This window comes from Rhodococcus sp. NPDC060090 (genome assembly GCF_042729855.1).
In the GTDB taxonomy this organism is placed as follows: Bacteria; Actinomycetota; Actinomycetes; order Mycobacteriales; family Mycobacteriaceae; genus Rhodococcus.
Map to the genome: position 1 here is coordinate 1 of NZ_JBHWXB010000037.1, position 5,595 is coordinate 5,595.

10 protein-coding genes are annotated in these 5,595 nt (G+C 65.8%); 8 read left to right on the forward strand and 2 right to left on the reverse strand.

The annotated features are described in order from the left end of the window. Positions 1 to 45: 45 nt before the first annotated feature. Complete coding sequence (locus ACFWCF_RS26170) at positions 46 to 201, reverse strand: hypothetical protein (protein ID WP_378567984.1); 156 nt, start codon at positions 199 to 201, stop codon at positions 46 to 48. A gap of 153 nt (positions 202 to 354) precedes the next feature. On the opposite strand from ACFWCF_RS26170, the gene ACFWCF_RS26175 reads away from it, so the two are divergent. The 6 genes from ACFWCF_RS26175 (at position 355) to tnpB (ending at position 3,820) form a co-directional block, all read left to right on the forward strand. Further along, entirely contained in the window at positions 355 to 780 is a 426-nt protein-coding gene (locus tag ACFWCF_RS26175; protein WP_378567987.1) for a DUF5709 domain-containing protein, read from the forward strand. A gap of 61 nt (positions 781 to 841) precedes the next feature. Beyond that, positions 842 to 1,204, forward strand: a complete 363-nt coding sequence (locus ACFWCF_RS26180) for a glycosyltransferase family 2 protein (RefSeq protein WP_378568010.1) — start codon at positions 842 to 844, stop codon at positions 1,202 to 1,204. Between the two features lie 336 nt (positions 1,205 to 1,540). After that, the gene (locus ACFWCF_RS26185; RefSeq protein WP_378567990.1) at positions 1,541 to 1,723 is read left to right on the forward strand and encodes a glycosyltransferase family 2 protein; all 183 of its coding nucleotides are present in this window, start codon (positions 1,541 to 1,543) and stop codon (positions 1,721 to 1,723) included. Continuing rightward, the gene (locus ACFWCF_RS26190; RefSeq protein ID WP_378567993.1) at positions 1,714 to 1,929 is read left to right on the forward strand and encodes a glycosyltransferase family 2 protein; all 216 of its coding nucleotides are present in this window, start codon (positions 1,714 to 1,716) and stop codon (positions 1,927 to 1,929) included. The genes ACFWCF_RS26185 and ACFWCF_RS26190 overlap by 10 nt, the downstream gene beginning before the upstream one ends. Positions 1,930 to 2,081: 152 nt before the next feature. After that, the gene (locus ACFWCF_RS26195; RefSeq protein WP_378567996.1) at positions 2,082 to 2,339 is read left to right on the forward strand and encodes a hypothetical protein; all 258 of its coding nucleotides are present in this window, start codon (positions 2,082 to 2,084) and stop codon (positions 2,337 to 2,339) included. Next, positions 2,339 to 3,820 carry an IS607 family element RNA-guided endonuclease TnpB gene (gene tnpB / locus ACFWCF_RS26200; RefSeq protein ID WP_378567999.1) on the forward strand — a complete coding sequence of 494 codons (1,482 nt, stop codon included), beginning with the start codon at positions 2,339 to 2,341 and terminating at the stop codon, positions 3,818 to 3,820. Before ACFWCF_RS26195 ends, tnpB begins: the two co-directional genes overlap by 1 nt. Here the strand turns inward: tnpB and ACFWCF_RS26205 are convergent. Next, positions 3,797 to 4,396, reverse strand: coding sequence for a DsbA family protein (locus ACFWCF_RS26205; protein WP_378568002.1), 600 nt, complete (start codon positions 4,394 to 4,396; stop codon positions 3,797 to 3,799). The genes tnpB and ACFWCF_RS26205 overlap by 24 nt on opposite strands. Positions 4,397 to 4,559: 163 nt before the next feature. Between ACFWCF_RS26205 and ACFWCF_RS26210 the strand changes: the two genes are divergently transcribed. Continuing rightward, on the forward strand, positions 4,560 to 5,111 hold the full coding sequence (locus ACFWCF_RS26210) for a Dps family protein (protein ID WP_378568005.1): 552 nt from the start codon (positions 4,560 to 4,562) through the stop codon (positions 5,109 to 5,111). A gap of 24 nt (positions 5,112 to 5,135) precedes the next feature. Beyond that, positions 5,136 to 5,363 (forward strand): hypothetical protein, encoded by a 228-nt coding sequence (locus tag ACFWCF_RS26215; RefSeq protein ID WP_378568008.1) that lies wholly within the window; start codon positions 5,136 to 5,138, stop codon positions 5,361 to 5,363. Positions 5,364 to 5,595: the final 232 nt, after the last annotated feature.

The window sequence follows — 5,595 nt, forward strand, 5'->3', positions numbered from 1 at the left end:
GCCGAGGCGATCATCGCCTCGGCCCCGCCGCAGATCTGCCGGATGTCAATACCAATGGGCGCGGCCACCGATGGCCCTGCCTGTAGCCCCCAGGATTGCCAGGATCACCCCGCCCACCAGGAGGATCACCCCGATCGTGGTGAGGATGGAGATTCCTGTCAGCCATCCGACCACCAGTAGCACCAATCCCAGAATGATCATCGCGTCACCTCGCTGTGTTTTCCGTCGCCGGTCGGCATCGGAGGGTGAACCTCAGGTACCCGTTGACACCGGTCGTGAAACATGAAGCCTTCGGGAATTTCCCACAACTCGAAACGATGGCGGCGACCCGCGCGGAGTGGCATCGTCGGAGATATGCCTACATCCGAGAACCCCGGGGCGAGTGTTCCCGGCGAATACAGCGTCGACGACGAGAACCAATTGCAGCCGGAGGACACGCTCATCGATCGCGGTCAGGACATCCTGGACGAGGGGTACTCACCACCGGAGCGGCCGCTCGCGATGGAACCTCACGACAGCCTCGAATCCCGCCTCGAGGAAGAAGTGCCGGACCCTGCGCTCGACGACGCACAGGTCGGTGCACGTGCCGACTACCCGGCTCGCGACGACGAAGTCGGCGACGAGCGCTCGGGTCGGCTCGTGGCGCCCGACGAAGGAACGGCAGCGGACACCGAGAAGGACCTCATCGGTACCGACGTCGGCATCGACGGCGGCGCAGCATCGGCAGAGGAAGCGGCTGTGCACAGACTCGATGAGAACGACTCCGATTCTGAGGTCTGACCGGGTTCTGAGGTCTGACCGGGAGTTTGGAGGCCCGGCGCGAGGGTAGCCGTTGCGGGTGATGCCCACACACCGCACCACGGTGGTGATCGCCACCCGCGACCGGTGCGCCGAACTCCTCGACACCGTCTCCTCACGCTCCATCAGGGAGCATCCGATCATCTTGGTGGACAACGCGTCCCGCGACGGTACGTTCGCTGCGGTCGAAAGCCTGCGGGAGACCCTGGATCGGCCCGACCGACTGAGGCCGATCCGGTTGCGGCGAAACGACGGTGCCGCCGCACGTACGGTGGGTGCGGGTCTCGCCGACACGGAGTTCGTTGCCTTCTGTGACGACGACTCCTGGTGGGTCGACGACTCGCCGGCTCGGGCCGAAGCGCTGTTCGATCGTTTTCCGACGGTCGGTTTCCGACGGTCGGTCTGATCGCCGCCGCTGTGACGGTCATGCCCTCGGGTCGACCGGATCCGGTGTGTGAGCAGATGGCTCACAGCCCGCTCGGGCATGCGCCCGGTCTGCCGGGGCCCTCCGAGGATCCGGCGCGAGCTCAGGAACGCGACTCTCACGATCCTGCTGCGCCGTCCTCCCGGCCGGTGCGGCCGTGCGATGGGCGATGTGGCGCGGAGAGTCGTGCGCACTCCGTCGATGTTTCCGGTCGTCCCGGAACTCGTCGTTCGAACGCCTGCCGTCCTCCGTGGACGGCGCCGCCCCGAACCACATAGAGGAGCGGATCCGCATGCTCGAGGGCGCGGGGACCGTACGGTGAACGGCCGGGAGCCGCGCGTCACCGTAGTGATGATCACCCACAATCGGCGAGACGAAGTGCTGCGAACGCTCGAGCATATGGTCGCGTTACCGGATGCTGCGCCGATCATCGTCGTCGACAACGCCTCGGACGACGTACAGCTGCTGCGATTTCCTACCGTTACCCACAGGTGGAACTGATCGCCGCCGACGATAGTCTCGGAGCCGTCGGCCGCAATGTGGCGATCGAACGAGTGCGTACTCCCTACGTGTCGTTCTGCGACGACGACACGCGGTGGCAGGCCGGGGCGCTCACCCGCGCGGTCGCGTCCTCGAGGAAAATCCCGGGCTCGCTTCCGTCACCGGACGCTGCCTCGTCGCCCGCGACGGGAGTGAAGATCCACTGACACCCGAATTGCGCCACTCCCCGGTGCCGGGACCGCCGTGGCTCCCCGGTCCGGCCCTGCTCGGCATCATGGCAGACCTGACGACGATGCGTGTATCCGCTGTGTTTCACAAGGCGTGTGAAGCCGACCGAGTGGGCGCACCCACAGGCTAAATGTCGGACCCCTCTGCGAGCATGATCATCGTGACGTACCGCGACCGTCCGACCCGGCTCGGAGCCCTGCATCCGACGGTGGCCCTGTCGGCGCAGGACCGCCGGATCGTGGTGACCGACCATGGCCAGAACCACGATCCGGTGCGGGACATCATCGAGGATCCGACCTCGATGTGTCCCCGCCTCTACGGCCACAACCATGCGCGCACTCGTGCGATGCGCACAGTCACCACCACCGCGCAGCCGGAGGTGGTGTGATGGCTCGGTTCGAGATCCTCGACGGCTGGACCGCGCAGGCCTACAAGTTCGCGCTCGACCCCACACCCAGCCAGGTGCGGGCGTTCCGGTCGCATGCTGGCGGTGCCCGTAAGGCGCACAATACGATGCTCGCCGCTGTGAAAGCGGTCATGAACCAGCGGCAGGCCGAACGCACCTACGGCATCGCCGACGACGAGTTGACACCGGCATTGGGATGGTCGCTCGCGGGTCTGCGCAAGCAATGGAACGTCCGCAAACACGAGGTCGCGCCGTGGTGGGACGAGAACTCCAAAGAGGCATACAACTCCGGGTTGGACGCTCTCGCCCGCGGCCTCGACGCGTGGTCGAAGTCCCGCAAGGGTAAGAGGGCCGGGAAAACCATCGGGTTCCCTCGCTTCAAGACCGCGAAGTCTCGCCGGTCGGTGCGGTTCACTACCGGCACCATCCGGGTCGAGACCGATCGGCATCACGTCACCCTCCCGAGGCTGGGGCGGATCAAGACCTTCGAGTCGACCCGGAAACTCGCCCGCCGGATCGAGGCGGGCACCGCGCGGATACTGTCCGCCACCGTCTCTGAGGACTCGGCCGGTCGGTGGCATGTCGCCTTTCAGGTGCTCGTGCACCGTGCGGTCGAGGTACCCGGCCACATCGGGGCCGGTGAGCCGGTGGTCGGTGTCGACGTCGGCGTGAAGGCCGACGCCCTGATCGTTGTCGCGGCACCGGACGGACGCGAACTCGACCGGGTTCCGGCCCCGAAGTCGCTGACCGCTGCCCAGGCCCGGCTGCGGGCCTTGCAGCGCAGGGCCGCGCGGCAGCGTGGTCCGTACGATGTGGCCACCGAAACGAAGCAGAAGCCGTCGAAACGCTGGATCAAACAGCAACGCCGGATCGGCCGGACTCACGCCCATGCGGCTGCGGTGCGCCGCGATGTGCTGCACAAGGCCACCACCGAGTTGGCGCAGCGGCATCAGGTGATCGCGGTGGAGACGTTGAACGCGTCGGGGATGCGTTCGGCGGGTGGGGCGCGGAAGAAGGGCCTGAACCTGGCGCTCGCGGACGCGGCGTTGGCGCAGATCCGGCGGATGCTGTCCTACAAGACCCGTTGGTACGGCTCGGTGCTGGTGGAGGCCGACCGGTCCTTTCCCTCCAGCAAGACGTGTTCGGGATGCGGCAGGCGAAAACCAAACCTGACCCTCGCGGACCGGACGTATGTGTGTGAGCACTGCGGATTGACGATCGATCGCGATCGTAATGCCGCGATCAACCTCGCCCGCCTCGGCGACACCCACCGCACGGGTGACACGGGGACCGGTACCGGGAGTAGCCCGGCCGCCACCGATTCGGGTGGAGACGGACGTGGAGCCACGCAGGAGTCCGCGACCACGCGAGTGGTCAACGCTGCAGGCGATGAAGCGTCAACCCGGCACGACAACATTGTCGGTCAGACCGGGACTGTCTCATCGGAAGGTGAGGCTGCCTGATGGCGAAGCAAACAGGGAATGTTTACGTTTGTTCACCAGAAGGCAACGGCTGCCCTGTACCTGCGAGACGTGCGTTCGGTAGTCGCGCATCATCGCTGCTCGGGCAGTGCCCGCGTCGAGCGTCTCGGCGAGGACATCGACATTCACGTGCGGGCATCGCGATGCGATGTCGACGAGTTCGTGATGCAGTGAGATCGTGCGGCTGTCGCGGAAGAATGCCAGCCGTATCTCCATATCGAGTTCCTCCGCGGCCTGCAACGACTGGAGCTTGGCTGCGTGCACGGCTTCGTTCGCCGGCAGTGATGTGCACGGCCACGTCGCGGCGTCTCCCTGCCACGGCTTCCATCCGAAATCCGGTTCGCACGCTCCTAATACGGGGAACTCTGCATCCAGGTAGCGCTTCGGAACCGGAAACCTGTTGATGTCTTCGAGGGAAAAGAGACGGTGGTCGAGGCGGAGACGATCCGAAAGGCCCGCAGCGTCTCGCTCCCGAAGGAAACGAGCGAGCGCGACGGTCGACCAGCCGCACACCACATCGGTGTAGACCACGACGGTGCCGGGTTCGACAGATATCACTGCAGTACTCCTTCTCGACGGTCTTCTCGTTCACCGATCGAATGCCCGGGATCGGCGCGACGAAACCCCCGTGACAGTCAGCTCGGCACAGTCCGAGGTTTCGGATCCGTGTTCGGCGGGGTATGCAGTCGTCACCTACAACAGCACCCCGAGGAGACGAAACATGTCGAAGTCCACGTCGAACTACACGGTGCCCGGCCTCAGCGACAAGGACGGCGCCGGCGTTGCGCGCGTACTGCAGGAGCGGCTCAGTGCCTACAACGATCTGCATCTGACGTTGAAGCACATCCACTGGAACGTTGTGGGACCGAACTTCATAGGCGTTCACGAGATGATCGATCCGCAGGTGGAACTCGTACGCGGCTACGCCGACGAGGTGGCCGAGCGCATTGCGGCGCTGGGTGAATCCCCGCTCGGAACGCCCGGTGCTATCGCGAAGTACAGGACGTGGGACGACTATTCGGTCGTCCGCGATACTGCGCAGGCGCACCTTGCCGCACTCGATCTCGTGTACGACGGTCTCATCACCGACAATCGTAAGGCGATCTCGAAGGTCGGCAAGATCGACCCCATCACCGAGGACCTTCTCATCGGACAGACGGGTCAGCTGGAGAAGTTCCAGTGGTTCGTCCGCGCACATCTCGAGAGCGCGTCCGGCACTCTGGCCAATGCTGATGCGCATACGGAGAAGAATGCCGCTAAGTCGGCACGCTGAAGCGCAGAGGCGAGGCGAGGAAGCATGAGTGAAAGCAAGCGCGACTTCGTGGCACTGCGGCTCGACGAAGTGATCCACGAACTCGAGGCCGACGCGCCCGTGGACGACGAGACCGCGGGAACCGGCCGACCGAAAGGTGCACTCGTGACTGCCCAACGGCACCGGGCCGAGATCGACACGGCCGACGATGCCGGGGTCGACCGGATTGCGGCCGCATACCCGCAGATCGACGAGGCATGGCGCGGTCGCTGAAGCGGGTCGTCGTCACGGGGGCGAGCGGAAATGTGGGCACCGCGGTGCTCCGCCGCTTCGCATCCCGGGCAGTGCCTCCCGATATCGTTGCCGTCGCGGCCCCGCCCCCCCCCCCCCCCCGGTTGGGGGGGGGGCGCCGGACCGGTGCTCAAGGTCAACCAGAATTTGCGGTATGCAACCGACGCGGAGGGGGCCGGTGCATTCTCGCTCGCGTGCGAGCAGGCCGGTGTCC